The organism is Streptococcus sp. X13SY08 (assembly GCF_001182825.2).
Classification (GTDB): Bacteria; Bacillota; Bacilli; order Lactobacillales; family Streptococcaceae; genus Streptococcus.
In genome coordinates this window covers 60,605-85,530 of record NZ_LFYO02000004.1, presented here as the reverse complement: position 1 = coordinate 85,530, position 24,926 = coordinate 60,605, and the positions used below count along the sequence as shown (strand labels likewise).

The window sequence follows — 24,926 nt, the reverse complement described above, 5'->3', positions numbered from 1 at the left end:
AGGAAAATCTCCCCTTTTATGCTACAATATTAAAATGAATACAATCGTTCTTCAAACAAATGAAGCATTAAAAAAACAGCTTCACCAAGCTTATCAAACCTATCAAGAACCTTCAAAGAACCAGTATATCATCGCTTTTTATAAGAAAACTGGCCTCAGCGTTTCTGTCTATACTTCTGGAAAAGTGGTTTTTCAGGGACCAATAGCAGAGCAGGAAGCCGCACGTTTTGGTTACCAAGCAAGTGCGGATTCTGGCAGTTCGTCATCTTCTAGCACCCCTACTGGCCAGAATTTCCCGCTTATAGGGACGGATGAAGTCGGAAACGGGTCTTATTTTGGAGGATTGGCGGTCGTAGCATCCTTTGTCGCACCTGCCGACCACGCTTTTCTCAAGTCTTTAGGCGTTGATGATTCTAAAAAAATGACAGATCAAAAAATCTGCCAAATCGCTCCGCTCTTAAAAGAGAAAATCCCTCATCAAGCTCTGCTATTGTCTCCGAAAAAATACAATGAGGTCATCGAGCAAGGCTACAATGCGGTTTCTGTCAAAGTGGCGCTCCATAATCAGGCGATTTTTCTACTCTTACAGAAAGATCTGACACCGCAAAAGATTGTCATTGACGCCTTTACGAGTCCTCACAATTATCAAAAATACTTGAAAAACGAGAGAAATCAGGTCACACAAGCGGTGACATTGGAAGAAAAAGCCGAAGGAAAATACCTTGCTGTTGCCGTTTCTTCCATTATCGCACGCGCTATGTTTCTAGAAAATCTTGCCCAGCTCAGCCAGCAAATCGGCTACACCTTGCCATCTGGCGCTGGTGCAAAATCCGATCAAATTGCTAGCCAAATTCTCAAAACAAGGGGGATGGCAGGATTGAATTTGACCGCCAAACTTCACTTTGCCAATACTAAAAAAGCACAAGCACTCTTAAAATGAGGTACACATGAAAAACTTTTTAAAAGAATGGGGAGTCTTTTCCCTTATTATTATCGCTTTTATCCTATCTCGTTGGCTCATCTGGAGCCCCGTTACTGTTGATGGACATTCTATGGACCCGACATTACAAGATTCAGAACGTCTACTCATGGTCAAAACCGCTTCCATTGAGCGGTTCGATATCGTCGTTGCTAGCGAACTAGATGAGCACGGCAAAGAAAAACTCATTGTCAAGCGGGTCATCGGCATGCCTGGTGATACTATTCGTTACGAAAATGATGTGCTCTATATCAATGATGAACAGGTTGACGAGCCGTATTTGAAGGAATCCCTAGCAGCTTTTTCTAAGGACAAACTTCAATCTGCCTATTCCTTTAACAAATCCTTCCAGATTTTAGCGCAGAATGCCGGTAACTTTACACTAGATGCTAACGGCAGTCCTAACTTCACTGTTCAAGTGCCTAAAGATCAATATTATCTCATTGGAGATGATCGCTTAGTTTCCCAAGATAGCCGTGTTGTAGGCTCCTTTTCTAAAGACAGCCTTGAAGGCGAAATCGTCTTTCGTCTGTGGCCACTGGATCGCATCGGCAATATTAAATAGCATTCAAAACCATGGGAACGGAACAAAAATCGGTAAATTAGCATAAAATACCAATTTTGATCTTGTCCGTCCACCTCCGCACAGTTGATGAGGGAGATTGCTATCCTTTGCGCTGCAAGGGATAAGAACTTTCAATCAATCATTGCGTCAAACTGCTATTACTCAAAAAGCGAAACAAGGCAGGACTTTCATCCCAGCCTTTTCTCTATCTCCCTAGAAAGTGAAGCCTCTATTTCTATGTCAAAAGTCTATTTTTCGGGCACTGTAGACCGAGTTATTTTTGAAAATCCTAGTAATTTTTATAAGATTTTACTCTTAGAGATTGATGATACCGATAGCGACCACGATGACTACGAAGTCATTGTGACAGGGACAATGGCTGATATCATCGAAGGGGAAGCTTATCGCTTCGTGGGCAATTTAGTGACTCATCCCAAGTATGGTCAACAGCTCCAAGTAATGCGCTACGAACGAGAAAAGCCCACTTCTGCAGGTCTCATCAAGTATTTTTCCAGCGATCATTTCAAAGGAATCGGGCGCAAAACAGCAGAGAAGATTGTAGAACTCTATGGCGACAACACCATTGACCAAATCTTGGCTGAACCGGAAAAACTGACTTCCATCACGGGTCTCTCCGCTAAAAATCGTCAAGCTTTTCTGGACACACTTCGCCTGAATTATGGAACTGAAGTCATTCTAGCTAAGTTAGCTGCCTACGGTATTCCAAATAAATTAGCCTTTCAAATTCAAGACCAGTACAAAGAAAAAACGCTGGATATCATCGAAGAAAATCCTTATCAACTGGTGGAAGATGTGCAAGGAATGGGCTTTACCATTGCAGATACCATCGCTGAAAATCTGGGAATCCAAGCGACATCCCCAAAACGTTTTCGTGCAGGATTGCTTTATAGTCTGATCAACGCTTCCATCGAATCGGGCGATACCTATGTCGAAGCGCGTGATTTACTGGAACACAGCCTCACCATCTTAGAAGAAGCCCGTCCCATTGAGCTTGATCCCGCCGCGGTTGCTCAAGAATTAACTAGTCTCATCGCAGATGGAAAAGTCCAGCAAATCGGCACCAAGATCTTTGACAATAGTCTCTTTTTCGCAGAAGAGGGAATCTATAAACATCTAAGCCGAATGATGGACAAATCAGTCTCTGTTACCTTTGAGATTGAAAAGATTAAACAGGTAATAGCAGAGCTGGAAATGGAATCTGGACTGTCCTATGATGGTATCCAAAAAGCAGCTATTGTCGAGGCTATTAATTCGCCCATTTTCTTACTGACTGGTGGACCAGGAACGGGAAAAACGACCATCATAAATGGTATTATAGCGGTTTACGCTATGCTCCACGGTATCAATCTGACCAAGGTCAAGGGAGGAGAGTGTCCCGTTTTACTAGCAGCTCCAACTGGACGCGCCGCCAGAAGGATGAATGAATTGACAGGTCTTCCCAGCGCTACCATCCATCGTCATCTAGGACTAACTGAAGGATCGACCGAATCCTATCGTGATGATTATTTGGATGCCGAATTCATCATCGTAGATGAATTCTCCATGGTAGACACCTGGCTAGCCAATCAGCTCTTCAACCACATTTCCACTAATACCAAACTCTTGATTGTGGGAGATGCAGAGCAATTACCATCTGTCAGCCCAGGACAAGTCTTAGCAGATTTACTGAGGATTCCTAGCCTTCCAAGCAAAACCTTGGAGAACATTTACCGTCAATCGCAAGATTCAACCATTGTGCATTTGGCAAGCGATATCCATAAGGGCAGCCTTCCGGCTGATTTTTGTGACAAAAAAGCTGACCGCTCCTATTTTGAAGTCACTAGCGAACAGATTCCCGCCGGCGTGGAGCGCATTGTCAGCGCAGCCATTAAGTCAGGAATCCCAGCACAGGAAGTGCAAATTCTGGCACCTATGTACCGTGGGAGCGCTGGCATTGATCAGCTGAATCTGATGGCGCAAAATCTGCTCAATCCTCTGGTGGATGGACAGATAGAGTTCCGTGCCAACGACCAAGTTTTTCGCCAAGGTGACCGTGTCATTCACTTAGTCAACGATGCCGAAAGCAACGTCTTCAACGGCGACTTAGGCTACATCACCGACCTCCTCCCCGCCAAATATACGGACTCCAAACAGGATGAAATTACCATTAATTTTGACGGAAATGAGATTTCCTATCCACGCAACGAATGGTACAAAATCACACTTGCCTACGCTATGTCTATTCATAAATCCCAAGGAAGCGAATTCCAAGTGGTTATTCTGCCCATCACGACCAGCAGCCACCGCATGCTCCAGCGCAACTTGGTTTACACTGCCATCACACGCGCCAAAAGTAAGCTCATTCTGCTAGGACAAGTTCGTGCTTTTGATTACGCCGTCAAAAATACAGGTCCCAGTCGGAAAACCTATCTAGTGGAACGGTTCATTCCTGAGAAAATGGAAATGACTCCAAATCAAGTCCAGTCAGAAAACCGGACGCAAACGCCAGAAGGGTCTTACATTCTAACCCCACAAAATTACCAAACCATTGATCCTATGATTGGACTGACGGAAGAGGATATCACAGCATTCTTCAAATGACATAAAAAGAGCTCATGGTGCATGAAGCTCTTTTATATTTGCTTAAAAATTCGTCACAGTCATCCCCAGCAGACGAATCCCTTTTGGCAGCTCTGCTATTTGCTTAAAAATGCCATGCGCTACACGCTCCAGTTCCTCTGCTGGATCTGTCTTATGATCCAAAGTTAACCGTTTGGTTAAGGTAGTGAAATCACCACATCGAATCTTTAGTACGACTGTTTTACCTTTTTTGCTATGTTTCACTAGACTTTCGCTGACACGCTTAGCCAGACTGGACAATTCTTTCTTAGCATCTTCCTCCGTGTAAAGCAATTTCCCATAAGTACGCTCCTTACCAATAGACTTACGAATACGATTGGCCTTGACAGGAGAATTGGAAATGCCACGTGCCTTGCGATAGAGATCATAACCAAATCTTCCAAACCGATCAATCAATTCCATCTCAGAAATCTCTAGCAATTCCTTTCCAGTATAAACACCCAATTCATGTAGCTTTTCCACTGTTTTCTTGCCAACACCATGGAACTTTTCAATCGGCATAGCAGACAAGATAGTCACCGCCTCATCTGGCAAAATAACGGTCAAACCATGCGGCTTTTCCATATCCGAGGCAATTTTAGCCAAAAATTTATTATAGGAGACACCTGCCGATGCTGTCAGGCGGAGTTCATTCCAAATATCATGTTGAATGAGTTTGGCAATTTTAATAGCGGAGCTAATGCCCAATTTATTTTCCGTCACATCCAGATAAGCCTCATCAATGGACATAGACTCCACCAAGTCCGTATAACGCTTGAAAATCTCTCGAACTTGCAAGCCAATCGCTTGGTATTTTTCATAATTTCCTGAGATAAAAATCCCCTGCGGGCACCGCTCATAGGCCTCTTTGGAAGACATGGCTGAATGCACTCCAAAGGCACGTGCCTCATAAGAACAGGTTGACACCACACCACGACCACCTGATTGCCGCGGGTCTCGGCCGATGATGACTGGTTGCCTCGCAAAGCAGGATTGTCCCGCACCTCAATGGCAGCAAAAAAAGCATCCATATCCATATGAATGATCTTGCGCGATGTATCATTGATGAGAAGGAAAATGAGCATATAGCCTCCCAAAAACTAGAAAATTCTTCCTTATTTTCTTGACAATTTCTATATATTTTTGAGCACAGATTCTACTTTTCTTATTATAGCATCTTTCCTATTTCCCGTCTTTTATCTTTTACGATTCCAATGATATAGACATTCCGCAAGTTTATAATATTTCTAATTTTTCTGTCTATTCTCATTTTGTTAAAACAATCACTTGAAAACATTCTGTAAATCCTTTCATTTATTTTCAAGCGATTTTACCTTGTGCTAATACTTCACAAGTGCTATAATAGGAGCATAAAAGTACGATAGTGCTTAAATTATAAAGGAGAACCCTCATGTCAACAAAAGTTAAAACTAAAAACGTGACGGAAGACATCTTTGCCCAAGCCTGGGAAGGCTTTGCAGGTACTGACTGGCAAGAAAAAGCTAGTGTATCTCGTTTTGTACAAGCAAACTACACACCATATAATGGTGACGAAAGCTTCCTTGCTGGTGCAACAGAGCGTTCACTCAAAATTAAAAAAATCGTAGAGAAAACAAAAGCTTCTTTCCTGCTGGTTATATCTCTAAAGAAGACGAATTAATTTTTGGTCTTCAAAACGATGAACTCTTTAAATTGAGCTTCATGCCAAAAGGTGGTATCCGTATGGCGGAAACTACTTTGACTGAAAATGGCTACACACCAGACCCAGCCCTTCATGAAATCTACACAAAACACGTAACAACTGTTAATGACGGTATCTTCCGTGCTTACACACCAAACGTTCGTCGTGCTCGCCATGCCCACACAGTAACTGGTCTTCCAGATGCATACTCACGTGGACGTATCATTGGTGTCTACGCACGTCTTGCTCTTTACGGTGCAGACTACTTGATGGAAGAAAAAGTTGCAGACTGGAATTCTATAACAGACACCACTGAAGAAACTATCCGTCTTCGTGAAGAAATCAACCTTCAATACCAAGCATTGCAACAGGTTGTTCGCCTTGGTGACCTTTACGGCCTTGATGTTCGTAAACCAGCTATGAACGTGAAAGAAGCGATCCAATGGACAAACATCGCCTTCATGGCCGTATGTCGTGTCATCAACGGTGCCGCTACTTCACTTGGTCGTGTGCCAATCGTCCTTGATATTTACGCAGAACGGGACTTGGCTCGCGGTACATTTACAGAATCAGAAATCCAAGAATTCGTAGATGATTTCGTTATGAAACTTCGTACAGTGAAATTCGCTCGTACAAAAGCTTACGATGCCCTCTACTCAGGTGACCCAACCTTCATCACAACTTCTATGGCAGGTATGGGTGCTGACGGTCGTCACCGTGTTACAAAAATGGACTACCGTTTCTTGAATACTCTTGACAACATCGGTAACTCACCAGAACCAAACTTGACAGTTCTTTGGACAGATCAATTGCCAGACAGCTTCCGTAAATATTGTATGAAGATGAGCCACAAACACTCGTCTATCCAATACGAAGGTGTAACAACAATGGCTAAAGATGGTTACGGCGAAATGAGCTGTATCTCATGTTGTGTGTCTCCACTTGACCCAGAAAACGAAGAAGGCCGCCACAACATCCAGTACTTCGGTGCTCGTGTTAACGTCTTGAAAGCTCTTCTTACTGGTATCAACGGTGGTTACGACGATGTTCATAAAGACTACAAAGTATTTGACATCGAACCTGTAACATCAGAAATACTTGATTTCGAAGAAGTCAAAGCTAACTTTGAAAAATCTCTTGACTGGTTAACAGACACTTATGTAGATGCTTTGAACATCATCCACTACATGACCGACAAGTACAACTACGAAGCAGTTCAAATGGCCTTCTTGCCTACAAAACACCGCGCTAACATGGGATTCGGTATCTGTGGTTTCGCAAATACAGTCGATACATTGTCAGCTATCAAGTACGCAACTGTTAAGACTCTCCGTGACGAAAACGGTTATGTTTACGACTACGAAACAACTGGCGACTACCCACGTTGGGGTGAAGATGACCCACATTCAAACGAATTGGCAGAATGGTTGATTGAAGCTTACACAACTCGTCTTCGTAGCCACAAACTCTACAAAGACGCTGAAGCGACTGTTTCACTTCTTACAATTACTTCAAACGTTGCCTACTCTAAACAAACTGGTCACTCACCAGTTCACCGTGGTGTATTCCTCAATGAAGACGGTTCTACAAACTTGTCACAATTGGAATTCTTCTCACCAGGTGCCAACCCATCAAATAAAGCTCGTGGTGGTTGGTTGCAAAACTTGAACTCATTGTCAAGTCTTGACTTCTCTTATGCTGCCGATGGTATCTCATTGACAACTCAAGTATCACCAAAAGCTCTTGGTAAAACATTTGACGAGCAAGTGACAAACTTGGTAACAGTCCTTGATGGTTACTTCGAAGGTGGAGGCCAACACGTTAACTTGAACGTTATGGACTTGAACGACGTTTATGAGAAAATCATGGCCGGTGAAGATGTCATCGTTCGTATCTCTGGATACTGTGTAAACACTAAATACCTCACACCAGAACAAAAAACTGAATTGACACAACGTGTCTTCCACGAAGTTCTTTCAATGGATGATGCTGCTGAAGCAATCTCAGGTAACTAATACATGAAAACCTTGCCTCGCGGCAAGGTTTTTTTGATATAAAAATGCTCTCCATGGGAGAGCTTATTTTATTGAAACTGATGATAATTTTCTGTTTTAAGATTTTTAATGGAAAGCATGGCTACAAAGCTGATCAAGTAAAGGCTGGAGAGGAAAATCATAACCGTTGCGACGTTTGAAGCATCTAAAATCATGCCAATGATGACCGATGAAAAACCTCCCACAGCGCGCCCTACATTTAAGATGACATTATTTGCCGTGGAGCGGATATGATGCGGATAAAGACGAGTAATCATAGCACCGTAACCTGCAAACATGCCGTTTACAAAGAACCCAACGACCATTCCACCAAAAATCATGGTCATTTGAGAGTTGGCAAATTGGAATAGATAGACACAGACTGCAGATGCCAGAAGGAAAGCACTATACACTGGACGCGGTCCGAATGAATCCAAGATTTGTCCGAAGACCAACATCCCGATACACATGCCTAGAATAGTCGTCACCATCCAAAGTGATGAATCTTTGACGCTGATATTGAGACTGGTCTGAATAATAGTGGGCAGCCAATTCACCATCCCAAAATATCCTGCGATCTGTACCGTTGTCATCACCATGAGAGCCAAGGTCTGAGCTGTCAAAGTAGGAGTTTTAAAAAGTTGACCAACATGAGCGATTTGAGTATCTTCCACATCTTGTCCTTGACCGTGATCCATGATTTGGTCCTCTTTAATGAAAAATTGCATCCAAAGCACTAACAGGAGAGGAGTCAAACCAAATAGGAATAGACCTTTCCACCCCAGACTCGGCGCCAACCAGCCTGCTAACAAGGCAGAGCTGATGGAACCAATCTGTCCCGCAATTCCATTGAGCGAGGAAACGCGTCCCATTTTCTCCTTGGGCACAATGCCTGCCATGATGGCAATGGCAACACCGTATTCCCCACCGACACCGATCCCTGCAATGAAGCGCATCAAGTATAGATAAGGCAAACTAGTCGTAAAGTAAATGAGTCCTGTTGCTACTGCAAATACGATGATGGTCCATTTGAAGACTTTAAATTTATTGTAGCGGTCAGCCAAGAGTCCGAAGACTAGTCCACCCAGAAGCATGCCCAGATTGGTGATAGTGGCAATCCATCCTGCCTGCACTCCTGAAATACCCAGCTCTGCTATGATACTTGCCATAGAAAACGAGAGAAACATGACGTTCAAATCGTCGGTCCCTGATGCAACGATGGCAGACGCCAATGCACGCTGATTATTCTTATCGAGTGTCAAACCCAACATAGTATTCTCCTTTTTAATGCTAACTCACTGGCTAGCTTTATTAAATTGAGAAAAGCCCAAACAAAAACGAGAAATCCTAGATTTCCCGTCCTTAAAAGTGCATGATAATAGCATGAAAAAGCCAGAAGCCTCTTCACCTCTTGATTCACTTTTATGTCTCACGGGACACAGTTAAAGCTATTAACAATTTTTACCAGTCTACTAAGAATTACAAGCTCTGTCAAGAAAATGTTGAAAAGATAGTCAGAAAAAATCAATAAATCTTCCTAAATAACGATTTTGGTCTTGTCTTCACTTTCTTCGTTTTATGCATTCGATCTAACAAGGTCTGTCCTCAGACCTTGTTACTCCCACGTATGCACAGTGGATTAGAAAGGACGCTCCTCTTTGCGGTGCAAGAGGTAAAAACTTTCAAGCAAGCATTACTTCGAACTGCTAGGGCTCAAAAAGTGAAAAGAGGCAGGACTTTTGCCCCAACCTCTTCCGAATATTTTAATATTCTGGTGGATAAATATAAGTTACTAGACTTGTTGTATTCAGCGGATTAATCCAGCCACGATGGTTATCAATCCATTGGCGGCCGTTAATATTGGCTTCTAAGACTTGTATTTGGGTACTACTCATGACGTCTGTCACATAGGCAACATGACCATAAGCTCCATCATCCCAAACTGCAATGGCTCCAACCATCGCTTCTGTGCCAACGGAGAATCCTTCACGCGCCGCATGACGACCCCAATCCGCAGCATTGCCCCACCAATCGCCTGCCCAGCCAGTTAATTTTTGAACAGCCCACGTACATTGACCGATTGGATAGTTAATGCCTGGTTCATAATCAAAATCTTCCAGATAGTAGGATGAGGTGCTTGTTTCAGTAGCTGTTGGTGCTGTTGCTTGCGCAGCTACTTGCAAAACTTGATCTGGCACGATGTAATCGTAAATACTCATACCATTATTAGCAGCTAATTGATTTAAATCCATCCCATGTGCTGCTGCAATAGTGGAAAACGAATCCCCATTTTGAACAGTATAAGAAGATGTTGCCGCCTGCGGAGTACTTTCTACAACAGGTGCTGCCAGCATTGTTGACACTCCTGGAAGAGTCAATACTTGACCTGGTAAAATAAGATCATAAATTCCCATGCCATTTGTTGCTGCCAATTCATAAGCATCAATACCGTAGCTTTGTGCGATAGAATAAAAAGAATCGCCGTCCTGAATCGTGTAGCTATCTGCCTGAACCAGTTGTCCCGCAAAAAATCCTCCACTTACAAGTAGAGTCAGTGCCGTTGCTTTTCCTAAAAATTGTTTCATGTATACTTCTCCAAAATGTGATATATACATGTTAACAAATCTATGTATCAAAAAAATAATACCCAGATTAAAAACACATGTGTTTTGTTACAAATTTGTCTCGTTTCAGGAAGTTTTATGTCAATTTCCTTTCATACATTTTGAAAACTATGGCCATTGGACATTATAAATTTTTCTTGATTATATCCCGCAATTCCCGTCTTTTGGCAATCCAGAGAGACCGATTGTCATAAAGATAGGTTCGATTGGTCAAGAAGATAGCTGCTTTTTGAGCTTTGCGGTTTACCATGATAAAAGGCCCTGTATAACCCGTATGGTCCAGCCAGTCTTCATCGTCAATATTCCAAACAATGGAGCGTGGCTTTGATGAACTAATATTGCTGGTTAAATTTTCCGTAAAAGCATCAGTTAGGTAGTGAGTGAGAAAGAGCTCCAGATCATGAATAGTGGAAAAGAGTCCTGCAGAGCCACAATGAGGTCCGAGAACCTTTGCCTTAGGATCATGAACTTGTCCATCCGAAATCCCCTTAATCGTTGGGACAGCACCGGGCACAGGGCCAAAAGAAGTTTCTGCCATCTGCCATGGCTGAAAAATCTCTTCCTCTAACACCTGATCCAAGTCCTTACCAAACAGATACTCTACCAAAAATCCCAGCAAAATCAAGTTGATATCCGTATATTGAAATCCCTTATCATCGGTCACGGTAATTCGCTCAATAGCTACTTTTAACTCCGCCTGCGTCAACTGGTCACGATTGGGAATAAAAGGATCAATGCCCGATGTGTGTGTTACCAAGTCACGGATAGTGACGGTTTCGTCTTGAAAAGCAGGATAATAAGACTGAAAAGTTTTATCCAAATCTAAGCGCCCTGACTGAAGGAGGAAAATAAGCACAGTTCCTACGCCAACAACTTTAGAGACAGATGCTAAATCGTAGACCAAGCCAGGCTTTGTTATCTCTTCTTCGGTCACGTGTCCAAGAGTATATTCCGTCCATTTCCCATCAGAAAAAAGAGCCAAACTGGCTCCTAAATAGAGATTTTCTTGAATTTGTTCTTGAATTTTATCAATAATAGCTTGGATCATTTTTCAAACCATAATTCAATCTTGCTTGGATCCATCGCTTGAATAAAGCGACCCTTTTTATCTTTAAAAAATGGCTGAGCGAGCTTGCTTTCGAGTTCTGCCCAATTAAAATCACCTGCCACAGAAAAGCGAATGCTATCCAAATCCCAAGTGCTGTCTGGTGCTACTAGCAAATCAGGACCTTGCGCCTCGACAAAAGACAAGTCTGGCTGTTCTGGTAAAACTTGACTGTAAAAAGTCTGGCTCGCCTCCATATCAGGAGTATTGATGGCAATATCCTCAATCGTAAAGCGTGATAATCCACGTCCATCTGCTAGCTTTTCAAAGGCGACAGGCGGTAGAATTTCCTGCAATTCACAGACGTTTTCTTCACCATGTAGCAAGAAACGATCTCCTTCTGGTGAAATAGCTTCAAAAGCGTAGCCGTTTTTCCCCTTATAAAGTTTGGTAAACAGACTACCAGTTGCTAGAAGGTGCTCAATCTCCTTACTATCGGCTTTGATGACGATACGATTGAGTTTTTTGGGCCTTTTGACAGCACGCGTGCGCATGCTTGGGGACTCTATCAAGACTAGCTTGATGATCTTGTCACCATGGGCAGAAAATTCGCCAAAAGCAGCGTCTTCAAGACGGATTTTCATCCCCAATGTTTCTTCCAAAAAGACTTGAGTGATGTTTCGGTTGTTGACCCGCAAAGCAGGCACAATCGTTTGTGTTTTTAACATAGTTTTCTCCTTGAGTGCGTACCTCTCTATTGTAAAGGAAAAAGAGAGGTTTGACAAGAATTTGTGTGCTATTCGATTGATAAAAAAGGAGCCGAGACAAAAGTCCTAGCTCCTTTTTTTGTTTCATTTTAACGACAAGACCGGTTTTTGTCCCGCTCTCACGATTAGCCATAAATCACTTTATAAAGTGCTACTGCTGCAATACCCGCCGCGATTGGAGCAACAACAGGCACCCAAGCATACCACCATTTTGAATCAGCTTTTGCTGAACCAAGCACAGAAGCTGGCAAGGTTGCATGGAGGATACGAGGTCCGAGGTCACGAGCTGGGTTGAGAGCTGGTCCAGTTGGGCCACCAACTGCTGCTACAAGTGCCATCACAAGGAATCCAAGACCCAAGTGAGCCACATTCAAACCAGGTGTTAAGTAATTACTAATTTGATGACGAGCAGCTACATCAGATAGATTTGCACCTTGAGATTCTAAGTACTGTACTACTTCTGCTCCGAAGTAGTGTTTGGTCATAGCCAAAGCACCAAAGAATAGGACAAACGATCCAAAGAATTCATTGAGGAAACCATTGATCAATGAAGCTTTACGACTTTCTTTTGTGCCATCATCCAAGGCTGAAATAGTTGAGAAACTACCCAATACGTGGTTGCTATTTTCAGTTTTCAAGAAATATGGGCGATAAACACCAACAACAACCGCTTGACCTGCAATAGCACCCAAAACTTGCGCTGCAATATAACCTGGTACCAAAGCCCAGTCAAAATAACCAGAAATAGCTAAACCAAGCGTGAAAGCTGGATTGATGTGGTTACCAGAGACATTTCCAAACATCATAGCTGGCATCATAACTGCCAAACCATAACCAATGGCTATGAGAATCCAACCTGAGTTGTTTCCTTTGGTCCCTTTTAGGTCAACGTTGGCTACTGTACCATTCCCGATAATGATGAGAAGAGCTGTTGCCAAAAATTCTGTAATATATTTTACATTTACTGCTACATCCATTTGTCATTTCCTCCAAATATTTTAGACAAAAACTATTTTATCAACTATAATAGAGAATGTAAATAGAGAATTTATAGAAAAGGATAAATAAATGCGTTTTAATCAATTTTCTTATATCAAAAAAGACCTGAAAACAATGCTAACAGAACTGACTGAGCTAGGATTTGAGCTCCATCTAGAAAAAACTGATAAGGAAAACGTGGAAAGCTTTGTCCGTAAGATTTTCTTTCTAACAGCAGACACAGATTTTGCTTTATCTAATCTTCTTGCAGATCCTGAGACAGATTTATTGAGCTTTTTCCAATCTGATCGTGACTTGACAGCTCCAGTCTTCTACCAAATAGCGTTTCAGCTATTGGGCTTTGTGCCTGGTATGGATTACACAGTGGTGGAAAATTTCCGCACGGAGACGGCTTTTCCAATTGTATTTGGTCCAGTCATTGAAAACCTCTATCAGCTCCTCAACACGCGCACTAAAGATGGCAATTCCTTAATCGACCAGCTAGTGGCGGATGATTTTATTCCCGAGGATAATGCCTATCATTTCTTCAATGGTAAAGCCTTGGCGACTTTTTCAACCAAAGATCTCATTCGCGAAGTGGTCTATGTGGAAACGCCCGTGGACACAGCTGGAAATGGGCAAACAGATATTGTCAAGGTATCGATTTTACGTCCACATTTTGATATGCTGCTCTTCATAAAATGGAAGGTGGCTTGATTAAAAAAGAAGCTGGAATCATTTCTGTAGCGGATCATGAAGTAGAAAAGCTACCTGGCGATATGCGCGATTTACCAATTGGTTCCGCCAGCGAAAAATTGGGGCATATCGGCTCCTACTCACTCAATGATTATTTCCTTTCGCGCGGATTTGCTAGCATCCATGTCTCAGGGGTAGGAACGCTTGGTTCCACCGGTTACATGACCTCTGGCGATTATCTGGTAAGGTCGCAACGACTGGTCTTTCTTATCTCGGTACCATGTCCAATGCCCTTGCAACAACTGGCGTGGATGGTTTAGAAGTAGTCATTGCCGAAGCGGGGATCTCTTCTTGGTATGATTACTACCGTGAGAATGGACTCGTAACAAGTCCCGGAGGCTATCCTGGTGAGGATTTGGATAGTTTGACCGCACTAACTTACTCTCGTAGCTTGCAGGCTGGAGATTTCTTGCGTCAGCGTGCCATCTACCAAGCTGGCTTTGATGCAGAAGGGCGTTCTCTGGACCGTGCAAGCGGCGATTACAATCAGTATTGGCATGATCGCAACTACCTGCTCCATGCTAAAAAGGTCAAGTGCGAGGTAGTCTTCACACATGGTTCACAGGACTGGAATGTAAAACCAATCCATGTTTATCATACGTTCCATGCTCTGCCATCATCCATCAACAAACATCTCTTCTTCCACAACGGTGCCCATGTCTATATGAACAACTGGCAGTCCATTGATTTCCGTGAGGCTATGAATGCCCTCCTCAGTCAAAAACTATTGGGCCATGAAAACGGCTATACACTTCCAACCATCGTTTGGCAAGACAATAGTTCAGATCAAAGCTGGACAACTTTGGAGACCTTTGGTAGTCAGGATAAGCTCACTTTGCCCCTTGGTTCAGAGGAAACAACAATTGACAACCATTATACCAAAGAGGATTTCGTGCGTTATGGCAAATCCTATTCGACTTTCCATGCAGATCTGCATGCGGACAAGGCTAATCAAGTAACCATTGACATTCCCATTGAAGAAGACTTTCTTTTAAATGGTCGCGCCAGCCTCCACCTTCGTGTTAAATCAAGCGTAGACAAGGGACTGATTTCCGCCCAGCTGTTAGACTTTGGTAGCAAGAAACGGTTGCTACCGATTCCAACGCTCAAATCACGTCTCAGTCTGGATAACGGTCGCTACCATGCTCAAGAAAATCTAACAGAATTGCCATTCATGGACACACCTCATCGTGTTGTCACAAAAGGGCATCTCAACCTGCAAAATCGCACAGATTTACTGACAATCGAAGATGTTCCTGCAGATACTTGGCTAGACTTGGATTGGGAATTACAACCAACTATTTACCAATTCGAAAAAGGAGATACTTTGCGTCTCATCCTTTATACAACTGACTTTGAAACAACCATCCGTGACAAGAAAAAATCCAGCTCTTGCTTATGCAAGGGCTGGGTGCTCTTTATAATGGATAAGTGCTAATGTCTTTTCTGATACGGTTAACGACAGGTTGGAGACTTTTTGGTATTTCAGCTGCTGCCAAGCTTTCAGGTAGATTGCACCACTTATATCGGCTGACAGATTATTCTACAGATGCATACCCAATTTAAGGAACCAAACCTTGGAAAATGACTTTTCATAAAAAATGGCAAGATAAACTATTTTGGTAACTACACACTCCGTTATATAAACTACAATATATTGGCATTAACGATAATCTCAAAATGAAGACTTCTAAAACGGACAATATTTTTTGTTATTTCAATAATTCAAAATCAAATAACTTCTCGAAAAGTTCATCTACATTAATCAAACCAGTTTGCTTCTTTGGATAAAATAGTATCTATCTCTTTTAAATTCAGCCTAGAGTTTAACAAAATTATCCCCAAATAATACTTCATGTATAATAAATCAAGTTTATCTTTTTTCAATATCTAGCAAAGTTTTCTCTAAAGCATCAATAAGTGTTCTCGTATCTCCACTAGTTTGTCCATTTAAATATGTTTGCCATTTATTTTCTGGATCTATTACGCTAAGTAATAACGAAAGTTAGGCACCAGTCTCGTATGGAAGTCGGTCTCTTAAAAAACCTTCTGAAAGTTTTTTATTCCTATAAAAAGGGACTACATCTGAGAAAGGAACATCTTTCACATTGTCAAAACACATGGGACCATAGTCGTACCCAACAGATTGTGAAGCTAGGATTCCCATAAATGTAGCTGTTCCTTCAACTGTTTCCATCATGTGTTCTTTGATTACATAATTAGGATTTATCTCTTCTCTTTTGTTAGCAATATCGAGAATTTGTCTTGATATTTCAATTAGAACTTCTCTATTTGGCGCTTTCTTGTTTATTTCTTCTCTTGCCTTATCAAAAAGATTTAACTGCTGGTCCAGTAAATTCAAATCCTCCGATGTGAGTTCACCATAGAAACGCTCTCCACCACTCCAAGATGTTTGCATATAATAATGAAAAGATTCATGAAAAAGATAATTTACTAAATACTCTGAAGAATACTGTTTCGTAAAATTGTTGGCATCAAATTTTAAATAGTAAATATCGTTCCCCACAAACCTGGATAAAACCTTGAAATTCGGTAAGTCTCCAATCCATACACATCATCTATATTTCTCATTAAAGTTGCAAATGGTGAATGGATAGGTTTCTTCGGATTGATTAAATAAGAATACTGGGAATCTTTACTAATAAGTAATATAGGATGTTCGGATAATTTAAAATCTTTCCAAAAAAATCCATTACCATTTTCTCCATCCTCAGAAAAAACTTGATTTAATTCCCATAATGCCCTTCTATCCCATTTAGAAAGACTATCTGCACCTGTATTTAAATGATTCTATTTTCAATTTTCACAGAACATCACCTATATCCTTTTTTATTTAAATCTAAGTATACTTGTTTTATTATTATCCTATACACTTTGGCATGAAACAAAAAATAGACAAAATAGGATAGATAGGAGCAAGGAGAATATTGTTAGGTTGAGATAAACTCATATATACCTTCTAATATGGAAACAATAAAAAAACAGCCCTTTTAGACTGTTTCTTTAGATGATTCATTCGTTTTTCCCAATACCACATGCATTACCATCCCAATGATGAAGCCGAGAATAGCCAATGGAATCCAACTCATGGAGTAGGCTCCTAGAGGCACGATTTTAGTAAAGAAATGGGTAATTGCACTTGGAAGTTGGAAGAATCCTGTCATGGTAGAAAGCGTTGCTAGTGCATCATAGAGCCCTGCTACAAAAGTAAATCCAATCGTCCATTGATAGACGCGACGATCACCTTTGAAGAGATTTTTAGCTAGAGATAAGAATACGATGACAACGGTCAATGGATAAAGAAGGTAGAGAACCGGCAGAGACCATTTGATAATTTCAGATAGCCCTCCGAAGTAAAAAGTGGTCGCAACAAGTGTAAAGATGGTTGCCCAAGCTGTGTGCGATACTTTTGGTAGGATTTGGTGGAAATACTCAGCACAGGCTGTAATCAAACCAGTCGCTGTAGTAACACAAGCCAGGAAAATCACCAATGCCAGCACTGCTCGTCCAATAGCACCTAAGTAGAAATAGGACGCTTGACTAAGCACATGACCGCCATCAATCGCTGTGCCATTTAATTGGAAAACACCATCCGAAAAAGTAAAGAGAGACTGAGAAGTCGCACCGATTCGTGCTAAAAAAACGTAGACCAAGGCCAACAGAACTGCCGCAATAACACCTGCACGAACCGTCACACCTGCTACTTCCTTACTAGTCTTAGCGCCGAAAACCTTAGCAGACTGGATAACTACGATGGAAAAAGTTAGAGAAGCTAAAGCATCCATGGTACCATAACCTTGAATCAAGCCAGCAACGAAAGGAAGATCCTTGTAAGAATCACTAACCGCTGAGCTTGCATTTGCAGGCATTCCCAAATCTCCTACAGGATGCAAGAAGGAAGCTACCACCAGAATCGTCAATACTAAGAGCAAGGTCGGTGTCAGGTATTTTCCAATACGATCTGCCATCTTACTTGGACGAATCGCCAGCCAGTAAGAAATTCCAAAGAATACGAAGTTGCACCTGTCCGCGGAATAGCGAAAAATGGACCGATAGACAAGTACAAAGCGATTGAAAATAACAGAGCATAGCCTTTTGAAACAGGACGTGCAATGCTCTCCGCATCCTTTGCTCCTGTATAGGCAATCGCAATAACTCCTCCTAAAAGCGCTGGGAAAATCAGATTACCTGCTCCAAAAAAGAGGGCAAATAACATGAGACCTATCGTCAAATAGACACTCCATTTTGATGATTTCATTTTCTTCTCCTATAATAATGATATTTATTTATTGTAACAAACTTGTTAAAGTACTTCAACGCTTTTTAGATATGTATTCCTTGCTAAAAAACTCTCCCTAATATTACTAGAGAGAGCTATTTAGGAGGGACACTTTTGGGTGCGTAATTGTTTAAGAAGTCAAAAAGAGAGTCCATTTACATTGCGAGTTTGGCTTTTAAAGCCTGACTTGCTTCAGAAATCGTTGCCACAGTATCGCTTGTTCCGGCCTCACGTAGACCATTGAAACGTGTAAAGAGAGCATCTACTTCCGCTTCTAGAGCAGATTTCTCATCTAAATCACCCATTTTATCTACTTGCGCCATTAATGCCCAGAGTTCTTCGTAGAGGGCCTTAGCTTCTGGTGTTTCCGTCGCATCCACATTGATAATATCTGGTCTATCAGCCGTTTTTGAAACTTCTTCTGTATCTCCATTATCATCTACAACCTCCTCATCTGCAGAAACAGCTGGTTGACTTGGCCCCACACCATGTGGAAGGTCCTCTCCTTCATGTGAAGAGACATGGCCATGATCACTATCATCGCCCCAGCCGTCCTTCTTAGGACGCGCTTCTGGGTGTTGCACATAATATTTAATGGTTGCAAACAATTGCTCTAAGGTATAGCCTGCTGGTGCCTCATAAAGACCTTGGTCAAACCATTCCATCTTGATATTGTGGTAGTGATCAGTGTGCGGAATCACGAAGATATGACCGTCCTTGATTTCTACGGTTTGATCCATATTCCATGGCATTTTTTCTAGGGGAATCAAGAGAGCTGGAGCCACATTTTGATAAACTTGCTTAGCGGGAATTTTCACAGCTGTGTTTGCTTCAGAAGTTGGATGAACCAGCTCTTTTTCGATAGCATCCAAAGCCTTTTGATAATCCTTTTGGATAGCGGACAGACTTTCCTTACTGCGTTTGTGTTGCACCTCGGTAATACGCGAATCTAAGTCAAGAATTTTATTTTCCAGACTGGGTTGCGTTTTTTCGTTAACAATCTTTTCTACCTTTGCCCACAAACCTTGAATGGCATTGTAAAGTTCGTCCATCGAAAGCGCAGAATCTGCTGGCTTTTCTTGCTCTTTGAGCCATTCTGCTACTTGGTCCAGCTCATATTGTTCCAATTCATTGAAAGGTACGTAGTGCATGTGACTCTTGCCGTCTACCGTATGCGTCGCGGTGATACCGTCCTCATCCACTGAGTAAATCGAATCCTTAGTGAACGTATAATGATCGCTAGTGGTATAAGGCTTGCCATCCAATCCTTTCTTGATTGCTGGGAAACTTTGCCCTTGGAAATGTAGAATAATCTCCTTCGGTTTTGGAGCAACTAGAGTTGGTTGCTTTGGTTGAACCACCGATTTCACTGGAGTTGGGGTTGGGGTTGGCGCACTTGGTTTTCGGTCACCCGTCAATGGGATTATTCGTGAAATTTTTTCTTCTAGTGGGGACATTTTGTCGTAAGGAACCACAACACCCATTGGTACACGACGTGTAATCTGAGCCGGATCAAACACTAAACCATTGCGCAAAAAAGAGTTCGGGATAAAAAGTAGTCCCAAACTCTTCTTTAAGATAATTTTTTTGAAAGTGTACAGTATTTGAGGAGGAAAACCATCACATTTATTCGAAATGACCACTCTTGCCCACTCTCTTTTATACATTCTCTTTTAAGAAGTTAATTTTCGCTTGAACATCATCCACCGCTTTCCCAAAGCGGCAGTTCCAACCCGTTTTGAGAATATGGATTACTTTTTCATAGGCTTTAATAGCACCAGCCTTATTCCCCCATAGGCTTTTTCCCAGATAGGAATGACCTCCTCGTAACAGCCATGGGCGGATAAGGGATTGGCAACTGAAAAGAGGAGACGCCAATCCGCTGCGTGCTTTTCTGCAAAAGCCAGATAGTCGGATTTGACAGCAGTGAAGCCTTCTTCTTTCTCACGAATAAGCAATTCATAATAATCATGGATGGGATCCGGTTTTGCTTGCTTTCTCTAGCCATGTTTTTGCTTCCTCCACGCGCCAATCATCCAGCAAATTATCCAATAAATAGAGGTAAATTGCCGTTTGACGAGGATCTTGTTCTAAGGTCGTGATATAGTAATCAATCAATTCTGTGTGATTTCTTTGGTTCCAATCAAAGAGATAACCCTTTGAAGCTCGGGAGATTATACTCAGACTAGATTTATCATTTGGCTTATCTAGCAATACTTTTTTAGAAATGGCATTGGCCTTATCCATAAAATCCTCACCACATCGAAAATAGAGATAGGCTAGCAACTCTGACTTGCGTAGAGTCTGATCTGGTTGTGTCAAATCCTGTAAAAATCGCTCATAATTAGCGATTTCCTGAAGAGGCAGGGATTGTCCGCTATCTAGCCGACTTTCAATTTTATCAAGGTATTTCTCAGTGGTGTAATCAAATAGCTCGTCAATGCTGACTCCAAAGGCAGTAGCAATATCTGGCAGCAAGGTAATTTCTGGCTGGGTAGCATTTGTTTCCCATTTTGAAATAGCTTGATTTGACAAGCCTAGCTTATTGGCTAGTTGCTGTTGGTTGAGTCCTGCTTCTCTTCGTAATACTTTAATTTTTTCACCAATCGTTTGCATAGTAACCTCCTATTGTTTATTTATCTTGAGCTCTTGATAGTTTTAGTATAATCCTTAAAATACCAACTATCAATGGGAAAATAGTTGGATTTTATCTCTTTTTAGTTGGAAAAAATTTTATGCTATAATGACAGTAAATAGAAAAAAGGGGATAGACATGACAAAGATTATCTTTCTAAGTGGTTTGGGTTCCAATCGCTATCATGCCATGGATTTGAAAGATAGGCTCGTCTAGACATGACCATCTTGGAGCTTCCGGGGCACGGAGATGAAATCGATAAAGATATTGCAGACCTGAAGCACTTCCTCTCTTGGTTCGAGGACAAAATAGCAGAGCTGGATGCCATCATCATCATCGCACATTCTATGGGGGCTAATCTAGCACCTTATTTAGCGACTCATTGTCACAAAATTCAGCAATTGATTTTACTAGATGGTGGCTATTTTGACTTGGATAGCTTGGTGTCACTGGAAGATGAAACGGCTGGAACGGAACACTATCTGGAGAGTGGGGTTTTTGAGAATGTAGAAATGGTATTGTCAGCTGAAAAAGAAAACAGTCCTTATTGGTCTCAACATTTGGAAAAGGCTGTCCAAATTTCCTTTCAAGAAATAGAAGGTCTCTACCGACTCAAACTCAACCGCTCTGCTATTTTCCATCTACTAAAACTCCAACGACAAACGCAGGGCTGGCTAGACAAGGTAGGGGTCCCGACGCTCCTAATCCCGCAGCGCTTGGAGGCACCTCAATGGAAGCTGACCATGCTTGAAAAAATACCTAAACAGATTACGGTTGACAAAAAGTTACAGCTGGGTCATTCTCCGCACACAGAAAAACCCGAGCAGGTCGCTCAGGTTATCAAAGAATTTATAGCGTCCAATCCAAAATCGGTCCGCTAGGTACGATGCCGTTTGGATTGATGGTCTTATGGCTACCATAGTAATGACGTTTGATATGATCAAAGTTGACCGTGTCTGCGATTCCAGGTAAATTGTATATCCGCTTGGTGTAGTTACAGAGATTTGGATAGTCGGTCAATCGTTTGAGATTGCACTTGAAATGACCGTAGTAAACTGAGTCAAAGCGCACTAGAGTGGCAAAGCCGCTCTTCAAGAGTATCCAGTGCTTCAAAAAGTTTGGTAACTTCTTCTTCGTAGACCTCTTGTTTGGTTGCAAAACCTGCCTTGTAAACACCATTGTTAATGCGATCGTAGACATAGCTGTTCAGCTCATCAATTTCAGCAACTAATTCCTCAGGAGCATAGTCTCCTTTTTTTGCGCCAATTTGGTCAAAAGCTGTGTTGAGCATGCGGATGATTTCAGAAGATTCGTTGCTGACAATGGTATCTTTAACCTTATCATAGAGTACAGGCACTGTCACACGCCCTGTGTAGGTCGGATCCACATGCGTATAAACTTGATAAAGGTAATCTGCATTCAAAACTGGGTCGGCGATGACACCATCACCTTCCGCAAATGTCCATCCATTTTCCAGCATGAGTGGATTCACAACAGACACAGAAATCATGTCCTCTAGTCCCTTCAAAGCACGTAATATCAAGGTACGGCTTGCCCATGGACAGGCTAAGGATACATAAAGATGATAGCGTCCTGCTTCTGCTTTAAAACCACCCTCGCCAGTTGGACCAGATGAACCATCTGCTGTAATCCAGTTGCGAAATTGCGGTGTTGTCCTCTCAAATCGTCCCCCAGACTTCTTGGTGTCATACCATTTATCTACCCATTTTCCATCTACTAACAGTCCCATGATTGCCTCCTTTGACTTTCTTGCTTCTATTTTATCACTAATTAGGTATAAAGCCCACTGTCCGCTCTGCCATCAAGAAAAAAATCGACTAGAAGCTTAGTCGATCCCCTCTCTTCTTCCATAAATAGGAAATCAAAAGATGCATACCAAAGATGGAGATGACTAGTAAAAAGAGCAGAACAAAATAAGGCACAAACTTGCGCAAGCCATGTTTTTGCACTGCATCTCCAAAACCGAAACAATCAAAAAAATTCATAGTAATCACCAGTTCATCCTTTCTAACAGGCAACTAGTGCCTGTTATTTGATCTTATCATACTGCAAGCGTTTTCTTTTTGCAAGTGACTTCACAAAAAAGTGTGGAAGATAAAAGGTAAAATGAGACTGGGACAACAACCCAGCCTCAAGAATCTATTTTTGTATTTTTTCTTCCATTTTTTTGACAATAGCTTGCGCAGTTAAGCCATAAACTTCCATCAGGTAGGCTTGTTGTCCCACTTGACCGAAGGATTCGTCCACACTGATACGGTGAACAGGTGTATTTCCGTCCTCAGCTAAAAGTTCGCAGATGGCACTGCCGATACCACCGATACGATTGTGGTTTTCCGCAGTAAAGACAGCTCTCCCAACGATTAAATCTTTAAGGCTAGCATCAATTGGCTTGACACGGAAAAGATCAATAACCTGCACCCTGCACCGATAGCCCTTTTTCAGCCAAAGTGTCCGCAGCTAACAAAGCCTGCTCCACCATGATACCGCTAGCGATAATGGTTGCATCCTGACCCTCACGAAGCACACAATAGCCCTTGCTAAAATCCTCTCCACACTCATAAATGGCGCACGTTGGCGCCTTACGAATGGTTCGAATGTAATTAAATCCAGTAGAATCAAGCGTTTGGTCTAAAACTGTACGAAATTGGATGTCGTCACCCACTTCATAAACCGTTGCCTTAGGAATCAAGCGCATCAACCCTAATTCTTCAAAAGGCATGTGAGTCCCGCCGTTCATCTCAGCCGTTACATCTGCATCTGAGCCAACAACGGTCGCGTTGAGCTGAGCATAATTTAGCGAAAGAAAGACTTGGTCATAGACACGACGGCTAGCAAAGGGACCAAAGGTATGAACGTAAGGCTTATAGCCCATGAGTGAGAGACCTGCCGCTACTCCAATCATTTCCTGTTCCATAATACCAACATTGATATATCGATCTCCGATGGTAGCCTTCAGATTATTGGTGGACATAGAGCTAGACAAATCCGCTTCGACCGCTGCGATTTTAGAATTTTCCTGACCAACTTCCGCTAAAAACTCGCTGTAAACTCGGCGCATTTCTTTTGGTTGTCTCATCCTTACACCTCCTCTTTTTGTGGCACTAAAACTTTGACACTGCCTTCTAGGCGCGCACGTAGCTCATCATCCAAACGCAAATGGTGATTACTTACCATTTCTTCCAAGAAATCTACTCCTTGACCTTTTGTGGTATCAAGGACGATACATTTTGGACGAGGTGAAGAAGATTCTTGAATGGCACGAATCGCCGCAATAATGGCTGCAATATCCGCACCATTGACCCGCACCGCTTCCCAGCCAAAGGCTGTAAATTTCTCTACAAAATCAAAAGTTTGGCAGATTTCAGCAGTGGTCCATCCAATTGTTTTTTATTGTCATCCACAAAGACAATCAAATGAGACAATTCATGGTGGGCAGCAAATTGAGCCGCTTCCCAACGTTGACCTTCGTTTAATTCACCATCACCAACCAAGGTATAGGTAAAGTACGGAGCTCCTTCAATTTTCTTAGCGTAGGCAACACCCGTTGCCACACTGATTCCCTGACCGAGAGAACCGGTTGTCGTATCCACGCCAGGTGTCAAATTACGGTCTGGGTGTGATGTCAAGTGTGTGCCATTACGATTGAGTGACCAAAGAAAATCATGGTCAAAAAAGCCTTTCAAATACAGGGTACTATAGAGTGCTGGACCTGCATGACCTTTTGATAGAATGAAGTGATCGCGCTCTTTAGACGAGAAATTCTGGACAGCGATATCCAGAATTTCCTCATATAGAGCTGCCAAAACTTCAACAATTGATAAACTACCACCATAGTACCTAAAACCAAGTTGGTTGAGCGTTTCTAAAGTGTTGCGACGAATATCCGCCGCAAATGTGTGAGTTCTGGACAGTTTTTTGTCATA

At 42.1% G+C, this 24,926-nt stretch carries 13 protein-coding genes and 7 pseudogenes; 6 read left to right on the top strand and 14 right to left on the bottom strand.

Translation table 11 applies throughout. The features are described from left to right. The first annotated feature begins 34 nt into the window (after positions 1 to 34). The 3 genes from rnhC to recD2 all read left to right on the top strand — a co-directional run bounded on the left by rnhC (position 35) and on the right by recD2 (position 4,145). Positions 35 to 940: a ribonuclease HIII gene (gene rnhC, locus AEX56_RS07790; protein ID WP_049618616.1), complete on the top strand. Its 906-nt coding sequence runs from the start codon at positions 35 to 37 to the stop codon at positions 938 to 940. Positions 941 to 947: 7 nt separating this feature from the next. After that, positions 948 to 1,544, top strand: coding sequence for a signal peptidase I (gene lepB / locus AEX56_RS07785; protein ID WP_049618615.1), 597 nt, complete (start codon positions 948 to 950; stop codon positions 1,542 to 1,544). 237 nt (positions 1,545 to 1,781) lie between these two features. Beyond that, positions 1,782 to 4,145, top strand: a complete 2,364-nt coding sequence (gene recD2, locus AEX56_RS07780) for an SF1B family DNA helicase RecD2 (RefSeq protein ID WP_049618614.1) — start codon at positions 1,782 to 1,784, stop codon at positions 4,143 to 4,145. A 42-nt stretch (positions 4,146 to 4,187) separates the two neighbouring features. Here the strand turns inward: recD2 and dinB are convergent. Then, positions 4,188 to 5,248, bottom strand: a pseudogene (gene dinB / locus AEX56_RS07775) (DNA polymerase IV). Positions 5,249 to 5,574: 326 nt separating this feature from the next. On the opposite strand from dinB, the pseudogene pflB reads away from it, so the two are divergent. Continuing rightward, a pseudogene (gene pflB, locus AEX56_RS07770) lies at positions 5,575 to 7,859 on the top strand (formate C-acetyltransferase). A gap of 68 nt (positions 7,860 to 7,927) precedes the next feature. Here pflB and AEX56_RS07765 read toward each other — a convergent pair. From AEX56_RS07765 to gla, 5 genes are all read right to left on the bottom strand, one after another. Further along, positions 7,928 to 9,148 (bottom strand): MFS transporter, encoded by a 1,221-nt coding sequence (locus AEX56_RS07765; RefSeq protein WP_049618613.1) that lies wholly within the window; start codon positions 9,146 to 9,148, stop codon positions 7,928 to 7,930. A 492-nt stretch (positions 9,149 to 9,640) separates the two neighbouring features. Then, positions 9,641 to 10,462 (bottom strand): CHAP domain-containing protein, encoded by an 822-nt coding sequence (locus AEX56_RS07760; RefSeq protein WP_053093955.1) that lies wholly within the window; start codon positions 10,460 to 10,462, stop codon positions 9,641 to 9,643. Positions 10,463 to 10,625: 163 nt separating this feature from the next. Further along, the gene (locus AEX56_RS07755; RefSeq protein WP_049618612.1) at positions 10,626 to 11,549 is read right to left on the bottom strand and encodes a serine hydrolase domain-containing protein; all 924 of its coding nucleotides are present in this window, start codon (positions 11,547 to 11,549) and stop codon (positions 10,626 to 10,628) included. Continuing rightward, a complete protein-coding gene (locus tag AEX56_RS07750; protein WP_049618611.1) occupies positions 11,546 to 12,274 on the bottom strand; it encodes a CppA N-terminal domain-containing protein in 729 nt (242 codons plus the stop codon). Before AEX56_RS07750 ends, AEX56_RS07755 begins: the two co-directional genes overlap by 4 nt. Positions 12,275 to 12,438: 164 nt before the next feature. Next, positions 12,439 to 13,290, bottom strand: a complete 852-nt coding sequence (gla, locus tag AEX56_RS07745) for an aquaglyceroporin Gla (RefSeq protein ID WP_049618610.1) — start codon at positions 13,288 to 13,290, stop codon at positions 12,439 to 12,441. A 91-nt stretch (positions 13,291 to 13,381) separates the two neighbouring features. Between gla and AEX56_RS07740 the strand changes: the two are divergent. Beyond that, positions 13,382 to 15,485 (top strand): annotated as a pseudogene (locus tag AEX56_RS07740) (Xaa-Pro dipeptidyl-peptidase). A 567-nt stretch (positions 15,486 to 16,052) separates the two neighbouring features. Here AEX56_RS07740 and AEX56_RS07735 read toward each other — a convergent pair. The 5 genes and pseudogenes from AEX56_RS07735 to AEX56_RS07715 form a co-directional block, all read right to left on the bottom strand. After that, on the bottom strand, positions 16,053 to 16,466 hold the full coding sequence (locus tag AEX56_RS07735) for a hypothetical protein (RefSeq protein WP_160315184.1): 414 nt from the start codon (positions 16,464 to 16,466) through the stop codon (positions 16,053 to 16,055). A 592-nt stretch (positions 16,467 to 17,058) separates the two neighbouring features. Then, positions 17,059 to 18,326 (bottom strand): annotated as a pseudogene (locus AEX56_RS07730) (branched-chain amino acid transport system II carrier protein). Between the two features lie 176 nt (positions 18,327 to 18,502). Then, complete coding sequence (locus AEX56_RS07725) at positions 18,503 to 19,867, bottom strand: pneumococcal-type histidine triad protein (protein WP_330218262.1); 1,365 nt, start codon at positions 19,865 to 19,867, stop codon at positions 18,503 to 18,505. Positions 19,868 to 20,098: 231 nt separating this feature from the next. Then, positions 20,099 to 20,305: a hypothetical protein gene (locus tag AEX56_RS07720; protein ID WP_049618607.1), complete on the bottom strand. Its 207-nt coding sequence runs from the start codon at positions 20,303 to 20,305 to the stop codon at positions 20,099 to 20,101. A 10-nt stretch (positions 20,306 to 20,315) separates the two neighbouring features. Further along, positions 20,316 to 20,963, bottom strand: coding sequence for a helix-turn-helix domain-containing protein (locus AEX56_RS07715; protein WP_049618606.1), 648 nt, complete (start codon positions 20,961 to 20,963; stop codon positions 20,316 to 20,318). Between the two features lie 237 nt (positions 20,964 to 21,200). On the opposite strand from AEX56_RS07715, the gene AEX56_RS07710 reads away from it, so the two are divergent. Beyond that, entirely contained in the window at positions 21,201 to 21,863 is a 663-nt protein-coding gene (locus tag AEX56_RS07710) for an alpha/beta fold hydrolase (RefSeq protein WP_049618605.1), read from the top strand. Here the strand turns inward: AEX56_RS07710 and AEX56_RS07705 are convergent. The 3 pseudogenes from AEX56_RS07705 to AEX56_RS07695 all read right to left on the bottom strand — a co-directional run bounded on the left by AEX56_RS07705 (position 21,832) and on the right by AEX56_RS07695 (position 24,914). Continuing rightward, positions 21,832 to 22,732: pseudogene (locus AEX56_RS07705) on the bottom strand (glutathione S-transferase family protein). The gene AEX56_RS07710 and the pseudogene AEX56_RS07705 sit on opposite strands and share 32 nt — an antisense overlap. A gap of 410 nt (positions 22,733 to 23,142) precedes the next feature. Continuing rightward, a pseudogene (locus AEX56_RS07700) lies at positions 23,143 to 24,079 on the bottom strand (transketolase family protein). A 2-nt stretch (positions 24,080 to 24,081) separates the two neighbouring features. Next, positions 24,082 to 24,914: pseudogene (locus AEX56_RS07695) on the bottom strand (transketolase). Positions 24,915 to 24,926: the final 12 nt, after the last annotated feature.